The organism is Bombella pluederhausensis, assembly GCF_026385525.1.
GTDB lineage: Bacteria > Pseudomonadota > Alphaproteobacteria > Acetobacterales > Acetobacteraceae > Bombella > Bombella pluederhausensis.
The window spans coordinates 810,265-827,740 of sequence record NZ_JANIDY010000001.1 but is presented as its reverse complement, the minus strand read 5'-3'; the positions used below and the strand labels follow the sequence as shown (position 1 = coordinate 827,740).

General features: G+C 57.4%; 16 protein-coding genes. 13 read left to right on the top strand and 3 right to left on the bottom strand.

All coding sequences use genetic code 11. From position 1 onward, the window contains the following. Position 1 precedes the first annotated feature (1 nt). The 4 genes from coaE to NQF86_RS03690 are packed head-to-tail and all read left to right on the top strand — an operon-like array spanning position 2 to position 3,583. Positions 2 to 610 (top strand): dephospho-CoA kinase, encoded by a 609-nt coding sequence (gene coaE / locus NQF86_RS03705; protein WP_266116246.1) that lies wholly within the window; start codon positions 2 to 4, stop codon positions 608 to 610. 1 nt (position 611) lies between these two features. Beyond that, complete coding sequence (gene dnaQ / locus NQF86_RS03700) at positions 612 to 1,307, top strand: DNA polymerase III subunit epsilon (protein WP_266116245.1); 696 nt, start codon at positions 612 to 614, stop codon at positions 1,305 to 1,307. Next, positions 1,304 to 2,209, top strand: coding sequence for a glycosyltransferase family 9 protein (locus NQF86_RS03695; RefSeq protein ID WP_266116244.1), 906 nt, complete (start codon positions 1,304 to 1,306; stop codon positions 2,207 to 2,209). The genes dnaQ and NQF86_RS03695 overlap by 4 nt, the downstream gene beginning before the upstream one ends. A 51-nt stretch (positions 2,210 to 2,260) precedes the next feature. Further along, the gene (locus tag NQF86_RS03690) at positions 2,261 to 3,583 is read left to right on the top strand and encodes a dihydroorotase (protein WP_266116243.1); all 1,323 of its coding nucleotides are present in this window, start codon (positions 2,261 to 2,263) and stop codon (positions 3,581 to 3,583) included. A gap of 55 nt (positions 3,584 to 3,638) precedes the next feature. Here NQF86_RS03690 and NQF86_RS03685 read toward each other — a convergent pair whose 3' ends face one another. Continuing rightward, a complete protein-coding gene (locus NQF86_RS03685) occupies positions 3,639 to 4,607 on the bottom strand; it encodes a glycosyltransferase family 2 protein (RefSeq protein ID WP_266116242.1) in 969 nt (322 codons plus the stop codon). A 76-nt stretch (positions 4,608 to 4,683) separates the two neighbouring features. Between NQF86_RS03685 and NQF86_RS03680 the strand changes: the two genes are divergently transcribed. The 5 genes from NQF86_RS03680 (at position 4,684) to NQF86_RS03660 (ending at position 11,066) form a co-directional block, all read left to right on the top strand. After that, positions 4,684 to 5,376 (top strand): tetratricopeptide repeat protein, encoded by a 693-nt coding sequence (locus NQF86_RS03680; RefSeq protein WP_266116241.1) that lies wholly within the window; start codon positions 4,684 to 4,686, stop codon positions 5,374 to 5,376. Further along, the gene (locus NQF86_RS03675) at positions 5,373 to 6,788 is read left to right on the top strand and encodes a PQQ-binding-like beta-propeller repeat protein (protein WP_266116240.1); all 1,416 of its coding nucleotides are present in this window, start codon (positions 5,373 to 5,375) and stop codon (positions 6,786 to 6,788) included. Before NQF86_RS03680 ends, NQF86_RS03675 begins: the two co-directional genes overlap by 4 nt. Further along, a complete protein-coding gene (gene der, locus NQF86_RS03670; RefSeq protein ID WP_266116239.1) occupies positions 6,781 to 8,148 on the top strand; it encodes a ribosome biogenesis GTPase Der in 1,368 nt (455 codons plus the stop codon). The genes NQF86_RS03675 and der overlap by 8 nt, the downstream gene beginning before the upstream one ends. Before the next feature lie 85 nt (positions 8,149 to 8,233). Beyond that, positions 8,234 to 9,667, top strand: a complete 1,434-nt coding sequence (locus NQF86_RS03665; protein WP_266116238.1) for a sugar porter family MFS transporter — start codon at positions 8,234 to 8,236, stop codon at positions 9,665 to 9,667. Beyond that, positions 9,657 to 11,066: an MFS transporter gene (locus NQF86_RS03660; protein WP_266116237.1), complete on the top strand. Its 1,410-nt coding sequence runs from the start codon at positions 9,657 to 9,659 to the stop codon at positions 11,064 to 11,066. Before NQF86_RS03665 ends, NQF86_RS03660 begins: the two co-directional genes overlap by 11 nt. A gap of 63 nt (positions 11,067 to 11,129) precedes the next feature. On the opposite strand, the gene ubiA is transcribed toward NQF86_RS03660, so the two are convergent. Beyond that, positions 11,130 to 12,062 (bottom strand): 4-hydroxybenzoate octaprenyltransferase, encoded by a 933-nt coding sequence (gene ubiA / locus NQF86_RS03655; protein ID WP_266116236.1) that lies wholly within the window; start codon positions 12,060 to 12,062, stop codon positions 11,130 to 11,132. 89 nt (positions 12,063 to 12,151) lie between these two features. Between ubiA and NQF86_RS03650 the strand changes: the two genes are divergently transcribed. From NQF86_RS03650 to NQF86_RS03640, 3 genes are all read left to right on the top strand, one after another. Continuing rightward, complete coding sequence (locus NQF86_RS03650) at positions 12,152 to 12,868, top strand: 16S rRNA (uracil(1498)-N(3))-methyltransferase (RefSeq protein ID WP_266116235.1); 717 nt, start codon at positions 12,152 to 12,154, stop codon at positions 12,866 to 12,868. A 120-nt stretch (positions 12,869 to 12,988) separates the two neighbouring features. Then, a complete protein-coding gene (locus NQF86_RS03645; RefSeq protein WP_266116234.1) occupies positions 12,989 to 14,374 on the top strand; it encodes a glutamate--cysteine ligase in 1,386 nt (461 codons plus the stop codon). Between the two features lie 16 nt (positions 14,375 to 14,390). After that, positions 14,391 to 15,020 (top strand): LolA family protein, encoded by a 630-nt coding sequence (locus tag NQF86_RS03640; protein WP_266116233.1) that lies wholly within the window; start codon positions 14,391 to 14,393, stop codon positions 15,018 to 15,020. Here the strand turns inward: NQF86_RS03640 and rsmI are convergent. Continuing rightward, on the bottom strand, positions 15,017 to 15,916 hold the full coding sequence (gene rsmI, locus NQF86_RS03635) for a 16S rRNA (cytidine(1402)-2'-O)-methyltransferase (RefSeq protein ID WP_266116232.1): 900 nt from the start codon (positions 15,914 to 15,916) through the stop codon (positions 15,017 to 15,019). The genes NQF86_RS03640 and rsmI overlap by 4 nt on opposite strands. An 11-nt stretch (positions 15,917 to 15,927) precedes the next feature. On the opposite strand from rsmI, the gene NQF86_RS03630 reads away from it, so the two are divergent. Further along, positions 15,928 to 17,415: a penicillin-binding protein activator gene (locus NQF86_RS03630; protein ID WP_266116231.1), complete on the top strand. Its 1,488-nt coding sequence runs from the start codon at positions 15,928 to 15,930 to the stop codon at positions 17,413 to 17,415. Positions 17,416 to 17,476: the final 61 nt, after the last annotated feature.

Genomic DNA, 17,476 nt, shown 5'->3' with positions numbered 1-17,476 from the left:
CGTGAAGGTTCTGGGGCTGACGGGCGGCATGGCGGCAGGAAAGAGTACGGTTGCGTCTCTGTTCCGTCAGGCAGGTGTTCCTGTTTTCGATGCTGATGCCTGCGTGCGGCAGCTTCAGGCCCCTTACGGGCGGGCTATTCCGGCTCTGCAAAAGGCTTTTCCCGGCATCGTGCATGATGGTGTGCTGGACAGGGCAGCTCTGCGCCGCCTGATAGCGGCCGATCAGACTGTCCTGCCCCGGCTGGAGGCCATCATTCATCCACTGGTCCGGCAGGAGAGGAAGGCATTTCTGCGGCGTTGCCGGTCTCGTCAGGTGCCGTTATGCGTGCTGGATATTCCCCTTTTGTGGGAAACGGGAGCGGACCGGGACTGCACGCTCGTCATGGTGGCGCTGGCGCCGCTGTCTGTCCGGTTATCCCGTATTCGGCAGCGTTATCGGAAGGGAGGACGGATGAGTGAAGCAGATGCGAAGACTCTGCTGGCCCGCCAGATGCCAGACCGGGAAAGGCGACGCCGGGCGGATATCGTGATAAAAACGGGCCTGTCTCGTGCCTGTGCGGCCCGTCAGGTCCGTGCCCTTCTGGCTTCTCTGCTGCGTGAAAGACAATGACATGACCCGTTCCATTCTCTTTGATACCGAGACGACAGGGCTGGACCCGGATACTGGGGACAGGGTGATCGAAATTGCTGCTCTGGAGCTGGTGAATGACCTGCGAACGGGCAATTACTTTCATGTGCTGGTGAATCCCGAGCGGGATATCCCCCCCGAGGCTACGAAGGTTCACGGTTTCACGCTGGCTGACCTTGAGGGAAAGCCTCTTTTTGCTGACATTGCCGATGAGTTTCTGAACTTCATCGGTGATGGGAAAATGATCGCTCATAATGCGCCGTTCGACTTCAAGTTTATTAATGCAGAGCTGAAGCGGGCAGGGCGTCAGCCGCTGGATTACGACAGCCGTGCCATTGATACCGTCATCATGGCCCGGAAGAAATTCCCCGGTATGCCCGCTAATCTGGATGCGCTCTGCCGCCGTTTCGGGATCGATCTTTCCGAACGTGGCACTCACAATGCCCTTCTGGACTGTCGTCTTCTGGCTGATGTGTATGTGGAGCTGATTGGCGGGCGACAGCGTGGCCTTGGGCTGGGGAGTGACCGGCAGCAATCTTCTACATCTGGTGGGCCGAAAAAACGTAAGGCCGTAACGGGTCGTAAAGCCCGCCCCATGTTGCCACCGGATGACGCCACTCTGGCCCGTCATGCTGAGTTTCTGAAAACCCTGTCAGACCCGATCTGGTTGCAGGAGTGAAGCGTGTCCTTTTTATCACGGCGCATCGTCTTGGTGATGCCGTGATTGCCATGGGGGCACTGGCCGGGATGATGGAACGATACCCGCAAGCCCGGTTCACGATTGCTTGTGGTCCGGCTGTGCAGGACTTGTTTCGGTACATGCCACGGTGCGAGCGCATCATTGTGGTGGAAAAGAAATCTCATAATCGGCACTGGCTGGCCTTATGGCGGGAGGTCGTGCGGTATCGCTGGGAGGCGGTGATCGATCTTCGGTCATCGCCTCTGGCTTATGGGGTCTGGAGCCGGTTTCGATATGTTGTGAGAGGCGGAAGGCAGGCAGGGCTGAAGCTGGAGCAGCAGGCCCGGTCTCTTGGGTTCCAGCAGTCCTATCGCCCGTATGTCTGGCTGGGAAAGGACGAACAGGAGGAAGCTGCCCGCTTGCTGCCTGTTCAGGGGCGGTGGGTTGCTCTGGCTCCGACAGCAGGGACGGAAACGAAAATCTGGCCAGCAGAGGCTTTTGCGGTTTTTGCAGATCGTTTGAAAACAGACGGTCTGCGGCCTGTTCTGTTTTACGGGCCGGGCGAACGTGAGGATAGGCTGGCCGCTCCAGCACGGGCCGCCATGCCAGACGCTCTGGATATGGGAGGGCGTTATTCACTGGCGCAGGTGGCGGCGTTGCTGGCCCGGTGTTGTTTGTTTGTAGGGAGTGATTCAGGTTTGATGCATCTGTCAGCAGCGCTGGATGTACCTACTCTGGGGCTGTTCGGCCCCAGCCATGCCACACAATATGCGCCCTCAGGGCGCTGGGCAGAGGTGCTTGAAGCCCCCGGCTCACCGGGAGCAGGGGATATGACCCTTCTGGGCGCTGAAGACGTTCATCGGGCGGCCATGGCTCTTTATGAACGCTCCAGAGAGCGGTAAGATTTGTTCATCAGTGTGATAGAATGATGAGATATTTTTCAGGGAGACATCATGCATTTTGATCTCATAATCCGTAATGGACGGTGTGTATTTCCGTGGGGTGAGGCGCAGGCTGATATTGGTATCCGGGATCAGCGGATTGCTTCGCTATCCGTTTCTGCCAGCGATGAGGCAGATCGTGTCATTGATGCTACGGGGCTGCATGTTCTGCCCGGTTTGATCGATTCTCATGTGCATTTGCGTGACCCCGGCAAGCCGGAAGCAGAAACGCTGGAGACGGGTACCCGTGCGGCGGCATTGGGGGGGATTACGGCTGTCTTTGACATGCCGAACACCAATCCGACCATCACGGACAAGAAAATGCTGGACTGGAAGCGTCAGCATATCGTGGAGACGGCAAACATTGATGTTGCCATGTATATCGGCGCCACCCGTGAGAATACGCCGCTTCTGGCGGAGTTCGAGCAGGAAGAAGGCGTCTGCGGCGTCAAGGTCTTTGCTGGTTCCTCCACTGGTGACCTCATGATTGAGGATGATGAAGGGATTGAGGCTGTTCTGCGTTCCGGCCATCGCCGTGTGTCGTTTCATTCGGAGGATGAATACCGCCTTCGGGAACGGCGGAAGCTGTTTGAACCGGGTCAGCCTTATCATTGCCATGCGGAATGGCGGGATGCGGAATGTGCCATCCGGGGAACGCAGCGTATTCTGGCTCTGTCCCGCAAGACGGGTCGCCCCATCAATATTCTGCATGTTTCAACGGAGGAGGAGTTCACCCTTCTGGCAGAAAACCGCCGCCATGCCACGGTGGAGGTTCTGGTCAATCATCTGACCAACGAAGGGCCGGAATGTTACGAACGTCTGGGCGGCAAGGCCGTGATGAACCCCCCGTTGCGGAATGAACGCCGTCATTTTGAAGCAGGCTGGGCAGCTCTGCGGGATGGTCGGGTTGATGTGGTGTCTTCCGACCACGCACCTCATCCTAAGGATGCCAAGGAACTGCCATGGCTGGAATGTCCATCAGGGCTGACAGGCGTGCAGACGATCGTTCCGCTGATGCTGGATCACGTCAATGCAGGGCGGCTAAGCCTGACCCGTCTGGTGGATGTGATGGCCTCTGGTCCAGCCCGTGTCTATGGCCTGCCGAACAAGGGGCGTCTGGCTGTTGGTTTTGATGCTGACATCACTCTCGTGGACATGAAGAAGCAGCGGACCATCACGAATGACTGGATTGCTTCCCCGGCCGGTTGGACACCTTATGACGGGAAAACCGTCACAGGTTGGCCTGTGGGGACTATCGTGCGTGGGCAGGTCGTGATGCAGGATGATGAGATTGTTACCCGCAATGCAGGGCAGCCTATCAGCTTCCAGCCGTGAGGTGATCCCGCTTCATGCGGAATCACCTTCATGAAGAAAAGTGGCGGGGCCTTTCTCAGGAAAGGCTCCGTCCTTCTCGGGCGCCGTGCATCAGGTAATGTGCCAGCGGTCCCGTCTCATAGCCTGCAACGTCAGGATGACGTTCCAGATAGGCGGCAGCGTCCCAGCGGCGCAGTTGTCCGTCTTTGGTCCGTATCAGGGTGAGGCCGTCACGGAAATAGAGCTGGACCTCGTCTTTGTAGCTGTTTTCGTATTCTTCTTGAGTTTTCAGCAGCATGTAGCCGAGATGACTGCCGGGGCAGCCCGGTCTCGTGATGTATTCGAGGATTTTCTCATCATCCAGCACGTCATCCGGATGATCCATTTCAGGAATCAGCTTGTTGCGGCAGAGCCGGAGCATTTCCTCATAGGGGCGGTTATGGCTGTGCAGATAGACGAAACGTGTAGCACGCAGCTCTGTCGTGTGTGCGAGCGAGGGGGCATGATGCCCGTTATCGATCATGGCGTCACGATAGGACGGGACGAATCCTTTCTGAAAGTGACGGTGAGGTGCGTACCAGCCTTCATTTTCAAGGCCGGGAAGGTTGAACAGGCTGAGCTCGATGAGGAAGGAGCAGTCCAGCGGCTTGAGGCGCAGGAGCTCGTTCATGACATCCTCTTTGCTCATGGAGAGCCCGTCTTCAGTAAAGACGCAGAGTAATTCGTCACAATCTACAGGTAGAGCGAAGTCATACTCAGCATCATGGTTCAGAGAACGGATGATGTTGGTGAAATGCCCCCCCTTGTTCTGAAAGTCGAAAGGCGTGTTCAGGTCACGGCGGACATGGGCACCACATCTTTCAGCCTCGTCCAGTAAGGCGTGCGTGTAAGGGTCGTCTGAGCCATTGTCAAAAATGAGCAGATTGGACATGCCGAACAGGGCGGCATAATGGGTCAGCCAGCGTGCAAGCCGGGGCCCTTCATTCTTCTGCATCATCATGACTTTGACGATGGGGGTGGGGTTGGAGCCGTTAATTTTTGTCATGGCAGTATGTTTGTTGATGATCCGTCATGCTATATGGGTGTCAGAATTCTCTTGATTGGTCCAGCAAGGATATGGCGTGGCAGACGATTTGATTCAGGAAGTGGCGGATGAGGAACGCCTGCTGCGGCTCAGAGCCGTGGCTCTCCGTTTAGGGGGTGCACTGGTAGCAGTGCTTGTTCTGGCAGGTGTTGCGGGTGGTATCTGGGGATGGCAGGAGCATAGGCTCCATGTAGCACAGGCGCAGGCTTCCGGGCGTTATTTCGAGGCCATACGTCTTCTGGGTGGCGTGGATGGAAGCCCCCCGGCCACTGGTGAGACACGACAGAAAGCCACATCCATTCTTGATGAGCTTGCACAGTCCGCTCCGCAGGGCGTGCGGGGTTATGCCGCCATGTATCTGGCAGAACTGAAGACACAGGATCATGACGGGCAGACTGCCCTGAAGCTGTGGCAGCAGGTGGCAGATGACAAAGGGTCTGATGGGTCTCTGCGCATGATGGCGCAATACCGCATCCTGAATGCCCGGATGGGCACAGCCCCGAAAGATGAGCTGCGCCGTGGTTATCAGGCTCTGGTGCAGGCAGGTGGCAGCTGGGCGCCGCTGGCGAAGGAAGGTCTGGCCGTGCTGGCGCTTTCTGGCGATGTCACACCGGCGGAGCGTGCGGATGCTCGCAAATTGCTGCTTGAAATTCAGACGTCACCGGATAGTACGGATGATCTGCGGCGCCGGGCCGGGATGTTATTAGAGACTTTGGGAGATGCTGGATGAGCTGTCGTTTTTCTTCACGTCTGGAGGACAAGCTCGTGGGAGCATCCACATCACGCCGGGCTCTCCTTAAGGGGGCTTGTTCTGCTGTTGCCATGGCCGGCCTTGCTGGCTGTGGCATGTTTGAGGACGACCCTAAGAAAACGGTGCTGCCGGGACGCCGGATTGATGTGCTTTCAACAGGCGCAGGTCTGACGATCGACCCGCACGATACGGCGCCCATCACTTTGCCCGCCGTTCAGCCTGTGACAGAATGGACGCAGGAAGGACGGGTGGCATCTCATGAATCCGTCAATGCTGCATGGAACGGAACCCGGGAGCTTTGGAGCCAGTCCATCGGTGCGGGGGTGAACCGTGTCGGGTGGCTATCGACTGTCGCTTTTGTGCCGAACCGGCAGGGGGCTCTCCAGTCGCCGCCTGTGATCGGTAACGGGCGGATGTTTACTGTGGATGCACAGGGTGTCATCCGGGCATGGAGTTGGCCGGGTCGTGACAAGCTCTGGCGTCTTCAGCCTGCCCGTAAGACACGTTCTACAAATATCGGCGGTGGCCTCGCCTTGGTGGGCGACACGCTCTACGTTGTGGATGGTGTTGCGCAGGCTTTGGCGCTGGATGCCGCTACAGGGCGCCAGAAATGGGCCATTGATACGGTGACACCGGGGCGTTCAGCGCCGACCATTGTGGATGGGCTGATGGTCTTCACGACTATTGATGCCCGCCTCTATGCCGTGGATGCCGCAACAGGCCAGCAGCGCTGGACCTATCAGGCGACCAACATCAATACGAGCCTGTTTGGTGCTGGGGCTCCAGCTATTGTCAATGGGATCGTGGTCGCTGGTTTTGGCAGTGGTGATCTCGTGGCTCTGCGTGCGGCTTCTGGTGAAGTGGTCTGGAGCGACAGCCTTGGGGGCGGCAATGGGCTAGGGGCCATGCTGGACTTTGCGTGTGTGCGTGGTGGTCCGGTTGTGGTCGGTAATACGGCCTATGCTATATCTCTGTCCCGTGTTCTGGTGGCCATTGACATGCGTTCCGGTCGCCGTCTCTGGGAGCGTGAGGTGAGTGGGCAGTCGCCTCTCTGTGTCTGTGGGGAGTGGCTGTTTGTCATCTCTCTGGATCAGCAACTCGCCTGCATTGATCGTGTGACGGGGCAGGTGCGTTGGGTCAAGCAGCTGATGCGCTATAAGAAGCCGGAACATGAAAAAGGCCCCGTGCAGTGGTCGGGACCAATTCTGCTCAATAATAAACTTGTCTGTCTCTCCAGCATGAAGCGTGGGGGGCTCCTTATCGTGGATGCTCAGACAGGCAAGGAAGAAGGAAAGATTGAAACGCCTTCATCCTGTCAGGTGCAGCCGATTGTCTGTGATGGGCAGCTGCTCGTGCTGAGCGAAGATGGCGTGCTACGCGCTTATGGTTAATGCTGCTGAGACAGGGAGATTACCTGTCGTTGTTATTGCAGGGCGCCCCAATGTGGGGAAGTCCACTATCTTCAACCGGCTGGTCGGGCGGCGTCAGGCTATCGTGTCGGACGAGCCCGGTGTCACGCGGGACCGCAAGGAAGGCGTGGCTATGCTGCGCGGGCGGCGTGTGCGTCTTGTTGATACGGCTGGTCTGGAGGAGGCCGCGCCAGAAACGCTTTTCGGCCGTATGCGTGCTTCCTCCGAGCAGGGAATTGCACAGGCTGATCTGGTCGTTTTCTGCGTGGATGCACGGGCGGGCATAACGCCTGCGGATGCGCATTTTGCTAACTGGCTACGGCGTCAAAACCGTCCTGTTCTTCTGGTGGCGAATAAGGCTGAAGGACGGGCTGGTGCAGAGTCCGCCATGGAGGCTTATTCTCTTGGATTGGGCACACCTCTCGCCATGTCCGCCGAGCATGGGGACGGTCTGGCTGATCTGATGGGTGAGATTGTCAGCCTGTTGCCGGATGAAGCCACACTTGCTGAACAGGATGGCGAAAAGCCGCTGCGTATTGCCATTATTGGCCGCCCGAATGCCGGGAAATCAACGCTTCTGAACAGTCTTCTCGGTGAGGAACGGATGATTACCGGGCCTGAAGCCGGACTGACGCGTGATGCTGTCAGCGTCATGCTGGAAGATGAATACGGTCCCATCGAGATCGTGGACACGGCTGGTATGCGTAAGCGGGCCCGTGTTCAGGAGGGGCTGGAGCGTGTGTCTGTTTCTGCCTCCATCGAAGCTATGAAAATGGCTGAGGTGGTTGTACTGGTTCTTGATGCTGATCGTGGTGTGGATGAGCAGGACCTTCAGATTGCTCGTTTGATCGAGCGGGAAGGACGTGCCTGTGTTCTGGCTCTCAATAAATGGGATGCTGTTAAGGAGCGTCAGGCAACGCGTAAGGCTATTTCCGATCGTATTGAGATTTCTTTGGCCCAGATGCGTGGGATCGAGGTCGTGACATTCTCGGCCTTAACCGGCGAAGGGCTGCATCGTCTTCTGCCTGCGGTCCGCCGGGCCAGCGAGGTTTGGAATGCTCGTGTCGGCACGAGTGACCTGAACCGCTGGTTTGAAGAAGCCGTGGAGCGTCATCAGCCGCCATTGGTGGATGGACGCAGGCTGAAACTGCGTTATATGACGCAGGCCAAGAGCCGCCCGCCAACGTTTGTCCTGTTTGGTACAAGAGCAGAGCAGTTGCCAGACAGCTACAAACGTTACCTCATTAATGGGTTGCGGGAGACTTTCCATCTGCCCGGTACGCCGATCCGGCTGCTGCTGCGGGGAAGCCGCAATCCTTTTGTGAAGAATGACGAGCGGTAAACCATTTAAAACTGGAGCCATAAAGTCCATATTCTGCGACATTCCTGCGCCGGAGGGCGTTGAAGAATATGGGTAAGGAGTGACCATGGTAGGAGTAACGCCGGCAGCCAGACGTGAGGGCGATGCGCCGTCGTCGCAGAAAGCGACAGGGCGAGCCACCGTTCTGGGAATTCTTGCAGCTCTTTCTGGGCTGATGTTCGGGTTGGATACAGGTGTTGTTGCCGGTGCTCTGCCGTTTATTGCTGGCGACTTTCATGCGGGTGCAGCCATGCAGGGCTGGATCGTATCGTCCATGATGGCCGGTGCTGCGGTTGGAGCGATGTTTGCGGGACGTATTTCCGTCTCGTTCGGGCGGCCGGGTGCCATGCTGGGGGCAGGTGTTCTGTTTCTGGTGGGTACGCTTTTTTGTGCTTTTGCGCCGGGTGTAGCTCTGCTTATTGTCGGGCGTGTGCTGCTTGGTCTTGCGGTTGGTGTCGCCGCCTTCGCAGCGCCGCTTTATATCTCCGAGATCACGGTGGAATCAGCTCGTGGAGCGATGATCTCCTTTTATCAGCTGATGGTATCTCTCGGTATTTTTCTGGCTTTCATTTCGGATAGTCTTCTGTCTGCTGGCGGGCATTGGCGCTGGATGCTTGGCATCATGGCCGTCCCGGCAGCCCTGTTCTTGATCGTGGTATTGATCCTGCCTCACAGCCCTCGCTGGCTTATGATGCGGGGTGATAAGGAGCGGGCCCGTAAGGTGCTTCGCATTCTGCGTACGGATGAGGAAGTGGCTGAGGCGGAACTGGCTGATATTCACGACCGCCTCTCTAAAAGCAGTGATGCCGGGTATGGGCTGTTCCGCAGCAATCGCAACTTCAGACGTTCCGTGTTTCTGGGAATTGTGTTGCAGATCATGCAGCAGCTGAGCGGCATTAATGCGCTGCTCTATTACGCTCCGCGCGTCTTCGAGGCTGCTCATTTCGGCACTAATGCGGCTGTGTGGGCTACGACCTTGGTGGGGCTGACCAATATGGTCTTTACCGGCGTGGCTATCATGTACGCTGACCGCTGGGGACGGCGCCCTCTATTGCTGACAAGCTGTGTCATTGTTGGGGCGTCTTTGCTGGGTGTAGGCGCTGTGCTGGCGTTTGGTGGGCAGAGTCTGGCAGCGGCTATACTGCTTTGTGCTCTTATCCTGCTGTTCGTGGCAGGGTTTGCCATTGGTGAAGGACCGCTCGTTTGGGCCTTGTGCTCAGAGGTTCAGCCAACACGTGGCCGTGACTTTGGTATCGGCTGCTCTACCGTGACGAACTGGGTCGCTAACTGGGTCATCTCCAGCGTTTTCCCGCTGATGATGCTGGCCATGGGTGCGTCCTGGACGTTTATTCTGTTTGCCGTATTCAACGGTATATTCGTGCTTATCACTCTGGGCTTTGTGCCGGAAACAAAAGGCGCTTCGCTGGAGCGGATCGAGAGCAATCTTTTTGCAGGGGTTGCCCTGCGTAACTTAGGAGAACCGGAAAACCATGGGCAGTAAGGTGGCAGATCCAAGCCTGGAAGGGGAATATGACCCGGAGAGACATGCAGGTCTCTACGGGATGCAGCGCTTCAAGGCGATGTCATCTGTCATTCTGGCGTTGATGCTGTCCATTCTGGATTATTCCGTTGCGAATGTGGCCCTGCCGACCATCGCAACGGATCTCCATTCGTCTGCATCTCAGGCGATTTGGGTGATCAATGCTTACCAGCTGGCCAATCTGGCCTGTCTTTTACCCTTGGCTGCTATTGGGGCGAGGGTCGGGTTTGGGCGGATGAGCCAGCTGGGGATCATTCTGTTTCTCATTGCATCTGTGGCCTGTGCCATGTCCCAGAACATGCTGGAGCTGACATTGGCCCGTGCTTTGCAGGGGGTTGGTAGCTCCTGCATCATGAGCGTTAATATTGCGCTCGTGCGTTTCATCTATCCGCATAAGCTCATCGGCAAGGGGATCGCTCTTAATGGGCTGTTCATCGGGCTGGGGGTGGCGCTGGGGCCGACCATCGGTTCCTTCATCCTGTCTGTCTCATCATGGCCGTGGATTTTCTGGATCAACCTGCCACTTGGTGCCGTAGCGATCCTACTGGCGAGCAAGGCCTTGCCTAAGACACCACGGAGCGAGGTGAAGACGGATATTCCCGGTTCCTTGCTGACGGTTGCGTCTTTTGCACTGTTGGGAATTGGTTTGGATGGCCTCATGCATGGTGACCTTGGCTGGGGTGCAGGGCTGACTGGCTGGAGTATCGTCAGCTGGGGGTTGTTGCTGCGGTGGCAGAAGCGGCGTCACGAACCTATCGTGCCGCTGGACCTGCTTAAGCGGGGGCCGTTTCTGGTGGCCTGCTTGGTCAGTTTCTGCGGTTTCGTGGCGTCTAATCTTTATATTGTGGCGATGCCCTTCACGCTGGCAGTGGCCTTCCACAAAAACCCAGCAACAGTCGGGCTGCTGATCGCCCCATGGGCAGTTGGTGTGGCGGTCATGTCCTTTGTGGTTGGTAAGATTGCTGACCGTTTTCCGGCGGCGCTTTTGTCTTCTATTGGGCTGCTGGTAACCTGCACAGGGTTCATCCTGCTTTGCACCTTGCCGTTGGACGCTGGAAATATGGCAATTGCATGGCGGACACTCGTGGCAGGTATGGGGTTCGGTTTCTTCCAGCCGCCTAACAACCGGGCCATCATGGTGACGGCTCCTCCGGGTCGAGAAGGTGGTGCAAGCGGTATGCTTTCCGTGGCCCGTCTTTCAGGTCAGACGACGGGTGCCCTTTTCGTGGCAGGATTGTTCACCCTGTTTCCTCATCCGGCGTTCATCTGTCTTGGGGCCGCCGCTTTTGTGGCGTTCCTTGGGGCAGCTCTGAGTGCAGGACGGACATTGTTCAAGGGACGGTCTGTTCAGGCTGCTTGAATAGAAAGCTGATCATGTAAATGGAAAAAGCCCCTGTGAGACATCTCTCGCAGGGGCTTTTTCTTAGGTAAACAGGGCAGGGCCGATACGCCCAAGAATGAAGGCCACCGCCAGAGCCTGCCCCACCAAAATATTCTGTCGAAAGAAATGCAGACAGAGTGGTGCATCATGCGGTGAAAGGCGCATTGTTTGGCGCGCCAGCAGGAAGCAGGCCAGCAGGAAGGGCGGCCAGAACAAGGGATGTAGGCTGGCAGCCAGAGCCGCCAGAGCGAACAGGGCCAGCGCCGCCCCGTAACAGCTTCCGATGAAAAGATGAGCGTGCTTCAGCATGAGTCTGGACGTGGATTTCACGCCAATACGCGCATCATCTTCCATGTCTTGAAAGCCATAGATGGTATCAAAACCAAGTTGCCAGATGATGACCCCGGTATAGAGAAGCAGCCCCGGCAGGTCGATGGCTTTCTGGCTGGCTGCGTAGCCCATGGGGGCTCCAAAGCCGAACGTAAAACCCATGACAAGCTGAGGCCACCATGTCAGCCGCTTGGCTGCGGGATAGAGGGCAACCAGCAGCATGGCCAGTGGAGCAAGGGCCCAGCAGAGAGGGGGCAGAGCCAATAGGACGGCCAGCCCGCCAAGTAGAAGGAACGTCAGAAGGCCAAGCCCTTGTTTCAGGCTGAGGGCACCGCTGGCAAGAGGGCGGCCCGCCGTGCGGGAGACCTGTGCGTCAATTTTGCGGTCCCATATGTCATTAATGACACATCCGGCCGAACGCATGAGCAGCGAGCCGATGCCGAACAGGACCACATAGAACAGCTTCAGCCCTAGAGAAGGGCCGTTGGATGCAAGAAAGATGCCAAACACGCCGGGTAGGAGCAGCAGCCACGTCCCGACAGGCCGGTCCAGTCGGGCTAGAAGTGCATAGGAGCGCCATGGGTCTTTTAAGCGACCAACGAGGCCGTTGTAGCGAATATCGGTATGAGGATGTGTCTGGGACATAAGAATGACTGATTGGACAGAAACCATCACAGGTCAATATTTTATACCATATGCTGGAAAGTGGCCGGGGAAAGCGGTATGCCCGAATCATGAGTCGTACTGATCCCCGTCTATTTATCGCTGATGATTCATCCCTCTGGAAAGAAGGTGAGCTGATTCCCCTGCCAGCCGGTCAGGCTCATTATCTGGGGAAGGTCATGCGCCTTCAGCCGGGGGATGGTGTTGTTCTTTTCAATGGCCGTGATGGAGAATGGCAGACCAGTATTGAGGGTCTCCAGAAGAATCACGCCACGGTGCGTCTTTTGTCCTGCCTGCGACCGCAGCAGGAGACGGAAGGGGTGGAACTGTTGTTTGCGCCGCTCAAGAGGGACGCAACGGAGCTGGTTATTCGTATGGGAACAGAGCTAGGCGTGACACGGTTCCGCCCTGTCCTTACGGCCCGGACCAATACGCATCGCCTGAATCTGGACCGTCTGGCGCTGATCGCACAGGAAGCCGCTGAACAATGTGAAAGGTTGGATGTTCCAACGATCATGCCATTGGAGCCTTTGGCTGTAGTGCTGGCGCGCTGGCCCGTGCGGCGGACGCTGGCTGTTGCACTGGAGCGTCAGGGAGAGGGAGGGCCTCCCGGTGAGTGTGATGCTCTCCTGATAGGCCCGGAAGGTGGTTTTGCGGAGGAGGAGGTGCTGCGTCTTTCCCGTCATGAAGCCGTGCGGTCTTTCTCTCTTGGGGCACGCATATTACGGGCAGATACAGCGGCCTGTGCTGCTTTGGCCCAAATTGCGGCAGCTAGCATCAAAATGTGAAAATGTGGTGATCCCTTGAATGAACATGGAGACACCCCCTAGTATAGAGCATCTCGCTTACGGACAGTCTGAGCGTCCTGCGGCATAGTGTGATGGAATTTAGCCGGTAAGGTTTTGTGAATGTCCAACCCTGGTGAGAGCAACACGACACTGATTGAAAACAGGGCGCAGCTTGTTGAAGTGCTGTCCCGTGGCTGCAAGCCGCAGGAAGAATGGCGTATTGGTACGGAGCATGAGAAGTTCGGTTTCCGTCTTCCGGAGCGTGCCAGAGGAGATCTGAAGCCGTTTGCTCCGCCAGCCTATGAGCCAGAGGGGATCGCTGCCCTGCTGGGTGCTTTGGAGGGACCGGACTGGCAGGCCATTCGTGATAATGGTCACCTGATCGGTCTGAAGGGGACTGGCCCTCATAAGGGGCGTTCTATTTCTCTGGAGCCCGCCGGGCAGTTCGAGCTTTCCGGGGCTCCGGTCAAGACGGTGCAGGAAACCGAGCAGGAGATGATCGCCCATTTCCAGCAGATTTCAGGCCCTGCCAGAGAGCTGGGGCTGGGCTTCGCACCTTTGGGATTCCAGCCGCTCTGGGCTCGTGAGTCCATGCCATGGATGCCCAAGAGCCGTTACGCCATCATGCGCCGTTACATGCCTGAGGTTGGGCGCCGCGGGCTGGACATGATGACCCGGACCTGCACCGTGCAGGTGAATCTTGATTTCTCCAGCGAGGCCGATATGGCCCGCAAGATGAGGGTCTCTCTTGCTCTCCAGCCGCTCATCACGGCCCTGATGGCGAATTCACCTTTTGCTGATGGTAAGCCGACAGGGCGTCTCTCCAACCGGGCCTATATCTGGCTGGATACGGACAATCAGCGCAGCGGCCAGCCGACCCTGTTCTTTGAGGAAGGGTTCGGGTTCGAGCAGTATGTGGATTGGGCGCTGGATGTGCCTATGTATTTCGTCAACAGGGATGGGCGGAACATTGATGCTGCGGGTTGTTCTTTCCGCAAATGGCTGGATGGTGTCGAGCAGGAACCACTTGCAGGGCTGCGTCCGACCATTGGCGATTTTGAAGATCATCTGACGACCCTGTTCCCAGATGTTCGGCTCAAGCAGTTTCTGGAGATGCGTGGTGCTGATGCCGGGCGTCCGGACATGATGGTCGCCCAGTCCGCCTTCTGGGTGGGGCTGCTTTATGACCCTGACGTGTTGGCGGAAGTCGAGCGTGTGGTGAAGGAACAGCCGTGGCTGCATTATCAGTCTCTGGCAGAGCTGGTAGTGGAGCAGGCTATGGAAGCCCCGTTCCCCGGTGGCCTTCGCACGCTGGCAAAGCGGATTCTGGAGCTGGCCGAGCAGGGTCTTCAGAAGCGTGGTTATGGCGAGGAATATTATCTCGCACCGCTTTATGAAATTGCCGATGGCGCAAAGACGCAGGCAGAGCGGTGGCTGGAACGCTATCATGGTGTCTGGAAGGAAGATGTCCGGCATATTTTCCGGGAAGCGGACATTTCCCTGTAAGGAGAGGAAAGCGGTAATGACCATGCGGCGTATTGTCATGGCCTGTGGGGTTGCCCTTGCTCTGGCGGTGGCTTCGGTCACGCTGGATCATTCGGCAGAGGCATCCGTTTCCCTGACACCGGCTCAGCAAGGCTGGATTCACAAAATTGAATCCAGCCTTGCAGCGACAAAGAGCTTTCAGGCCCGTTTTGAGCAGGTGACGGAGCAGGATGGTACGTCAACAGGTACGGTTGTCTTGGAACGGCCGGGCCGGATGCGCTTTTCCTACGATCCGCCAAGCCCGCTTCTACTCGTTGCTAATGATGGCAAGGTCGTGTTTCAGGATCGCAGCATTGGCCAGATCACTACGATTCCGCTGGATCATACGCCGCTTGGGTTGCTTCTACGGCCAGACCCTCGCTTTTCGGGTGATGTATCCATTCTGGGCTATGAGCAGCATGGTAGTGAAATACAGCTGCGTGTGACCAGAACAGATAATCCGGGTGAGGGGGAGATGACGCTGTTTTTCTCCACGCACCCGCTCAGCCTGAAAGGCTGGACCGTGCTGGATGCACAGGGCCATAGGACTGCTGTGCATTTTTCCAACGTGCAGACAGGTGTCACCATCCCAGAGGCCAGCTTTATCCTGCCCAAGGATGAGGACTAACGATTCTTTTTCTGCTTGGCCAGCTCCAGCGCCCGATTATAGACGGTCCGCTTGGGTAGGTTGACGATTCCTGCAACCAGAGTTGCGGCATCCTTGACTGAATGGCTTTCCAACGCATTTTCAAGAGCCTGATCCAGCTCCTGCGCTCCGGTGTCTTCTGCGGCTGGTGGGCCAAGAAGCAGGGTGATTTCGCCCCGTGGTGGCGTTTCTTCAAAATGAGCGATGAGCTCTGCCACAGTGCCCCGCACCATTTCTTCAAAATGTTTTGTCAGTTCCCGACCTACGGCAGCCGGGCGGTCGGCACCGAAGACTTGCTGTTGCGTTTTAAGAGTGTCCAGCAGGCGATGAGGTGATTCATACCAGATAAGCGTGGCGGCCAGTCCGGCCTGTTCTGCGGCGCGCAGGGCAGCGAAACTGTGGCGGCGTGCTTCTCCCCGTGCCGGGAACCCCAGAAACATGAACGGAATGGGCGGCAGGCCGGAGAGGGTGAGAGCTGTGATGGCAGCATTGGCGCCGGGCAGGGAGGTGACAGGAATGTCTGCCTCCTGCGCCGCACGGACGAGCTTGTAACCGGGATCGGATACGATAGGGGTCCCGGCATCAGATACCAGAGCCAGACACTGCCCCTGCTGTAGACGATCTATCAAGGCGGGAGCACGGTCCTGTTCATTATGGTCATGAAGCGGGATAAGCTGGTTGCTTATGCCATAATGGCGCAGAAGTTTTGTCGTAACACGTGTGTCCTCGCACAGGATGGCATCTGCCATCCTGAGAGCATCAAGGGCACGCTGGCTGATATCGGCAAGATTCCCGACAGGCGTTGCCACCAGCATGAGCTGCCCGGTAGAAGAAGGAGACGTTCCGTGATCGGGGGGAGTATATGGTTTCTCAGACATCGCTATCCTCAATGAGCCGCTCAGGCCTTTATAGCCGTGACAGGCGGGGGCTCGGCAAGAGAGGAAACAGCTGGGCTACGCTGGCGGCGGGTATTTTTCTGTTTCTGGGAGCCTGCTCCGGGAGTGGTGAGGGTGACAGAGGGGTAACGCCAACGGCCGCACCGCCGGCACCGGCTGAAAAGCCAGCCCGTGTGGGATTGATCGTGCCTCTCAGTGGTTCTCATGCGGCTATTGGGCAGCGTATGCGGGATGCGGCCCGGCTGGCCCTGCCAGAAGGTCAGAGTCCTGCTATGGATGTGTTTGATAGTGCTGCACCAGAAGGTCCGGCTCATGCGGCACAGATGGCGCTGGATGCCGGGGACAGGATCGTGCTCGGTCCTCTGACGACAGGCGATACGCAGCTTGTGGCGTCCGTTCTTCAGCCGGCCAATGTGCCAGAGCTGGCCTTTACGAGTGACGTCTCGCAGGCCCGGCCGGGTGTCTGGGTCATGGGGCTGACGCCAGAGCAGCAGGTGCGTCGTCTGGTGGATGCGGCCCGGCTGGATGGTCGGAAGCGCTTTGCAGCGTTTCTGCCCGATACGGCTCTAGGGCATTCCATGGGTGAGGGGCTGACACTGGCTTGTCAGGAAGCGGGGCTGGAAGTGCCGCAGATTGTTTTTCATAATGGTGAGGCAGATGATATTGCGCAGAAGCTGGCTCAGTTGAGCCATAGGTCTGTTCCTGCACCTGCTGCTAGCTCCGATACGTCAGGGGCGCAGCAGGATAACGGTCCTTCCGCTGCTGATCCGTTGAATGAGAATGGAGGCGAAGCGGCGCCTGCCTCTCCGTCCAGTGCGGCAGATCATCAGGAGGCATCTGTCACTCCACCGCCTTTTGATGCTCTGCTTCTCGGAGATACTGGCCTGGGTCTGGCTAGAGTTATTGAAGTACTCAAGAGCGATCAGCTCCTCATTCCGCAGGTCCGTATCCTTGGTCCCATGCTGTGGCGTGCCTTTGATGGCAAACTGGGCGACCTGCGTGGAGCGTGGTATGTGGCGTTTGATGAGCACCAGCGTAGTGGTTATGTGCAGAGCTACCAGAATGTCTATCATCAGAAGCCTTCGCCGGTAGCGGACTTTGCCTATGATGCGGCTGCTCTGGCCGGGGCGTTGATTCGTCAGAATAAGCTGGATGTAGCGACACTGACCCAGCCAAAAGGCTATATCGGCGTGAATGGCCTGTTCCATTTGCGGTCAGATGGTCGAGTGATTCGAGCTCTGGGAATCTATCAGATTGCACCGGGCGGCGGCAGCCAGATGATTGTTCCGGCATCACGTGATCTGACCCCGTCATCTACATTATCGGTAAAATCGTCATCTGCGTCAGTATCAGCACCATCTGCTGTAGCCGTATGGTCCCCGGCCCGGCAGGCCGATCATGCAGCGCCAAAGACTGCTTCTGGTGATATTGCTGTGTGGTCACCAAGCCGTCAGGCGCATGGGAGTGGTGCCACGCCCTGATGATATCATCGGACAGAACAGACTGCTGACATAAGGAAAAGCCCGCTTCTTCATTCAGGCG

Excerpts from the sequence above, each read along its gene's own strand:
- NQF86_RS03685 (WP_266116242.1), bottom strand. The coding sequence starts at position 4,607 with ATGACAAAAATTAACGGCTCCAACCCCACCCCCATCGTCAAAGTCATG.
- ubiA (WP_266116236.1), bottom strand. The coding sequence starts at position 12,062 with ATGTCCCAGACACATCCTCATACCGATATTCGCTACAACGGCCTCGTT.
- NQF86_RS03660 (WP_266116237.1), top strand. The coding sequence starts at position 9,657 with ATGGGCAGTAAGGTGGCAGATCCAAGCCTGGAAGGGGAATATGACCCG.
- NQF86_RS03675 (WP_266116240.1), top strand. The coding sequence starts at position 5,373 with ATGAGCTGTCGTTTTTCTTCACGTCTGGAGGACAAGCTCGTGGGAGCA.
- der (WP_266116239.1), top strand. The coding sequence starts at position 6,781 with ATGGTTAATGCTGCTGAGACAGGGAGATTACCTGTCGTTGTTATTGCA.
- NQF86_RS03640 (WP_266116233.1), top strand. The coding sequence starts at position 14,391 with ATGACCATGCGGCGTATTGTCATGGCCTGTGGGGTTGCCCTTGCTCTG.
- rsmI (WP_266116232.1), bottom strand. The coding sequence starts at position 15,916 with ATGTCTGAGAAACCATATACTCCCCCCGATCACGGAACGTCTCCTTCT.
- NQF86_RS03650 (WP_266116235.1), top strand. The coding sequence starts at position 12,152 with ATGAGTCGTACTGATCCCCGTCTATTTATCGCTGATGATTCATCCCTC.
- NQF86_RS03630 (WP_266116231.1), top strand. The coding sequence starts at position 15,928 with ATGAGCCGCTCAGGCCTTTATAGCCGTGACAGGCGGGGGCTCGGCAAG.
- dnaQ (WP_266116245.1), top strand. The coding sequence starts at position 612 with ATGACCCGTTCCATTCTCTTTGATACCGAGACGACAGGGCTGGACCCG.
- NQF86_RS03665 (WP_266116238.1), top strand. The coding sequence starts at position 8,234 with ATGGTAGGAGTAACGCCGGCAGCCAGACGTGAGGGCGATGCGCCGTCG.
- NQF86_RS03690 (WP_266116243.1), top strand. The coding sequence starts at position 2,261 with ATGCATTTTGATCTCATAATCCGTAATGGACGGTGTGTATTTCCGTGG.
- NQF86_RS03645 (WP_266116234.1), top strand. The coding sequence starts at position 12,989 with ATGTCCAACCCTGGTGAGAGCAACACGACACTGATTGAAAACAGGGCG.